1 protein-coding gene is annotated in these 212 nt (G+C 26.9%); it reads left to right on the top strand.

Annotated features, from left to right (window positions below; all coding sequences use genetic code 11):
* On the top strand, nucleotides 1-212 hold a 212-nt coding region (locus CD041_RS00570), incomplete at both ends, for a Csa1 family protein (RefSeq protein WP_142380821.1).

Here is a 212-nt window from a genome sequence, read left to right as displayed (position 1 = left end):
AAAATGGAACATAATCGAATTATCCCAACGAAGCCAATACCGAATGATAAGTTAAAAAAAGAAATAGAAAACTTTAAGTTTTTTGTACAATACGGCAACTTTAAAGATTTTAAGGATTATAAAAGTGGAAATATTTCATACAATCCAAATGTGCCAAGTTATTCTGCAAAATATCTGTTGAATAATGATGATTATAATGTACAACAGTTAAG

The organism is Staphylococcus lugdunensis, assembly GCF_002901705.1.
Lineage (GTDB): Bacteria > Bacillota > Bacilli > Staphylococcales > Staphylococcaceae > Staphylococcus > Staphylococcus lugdunensis.
This window is presented reverse-complemented; position numbering and strand designations above follow the sequence as displayed.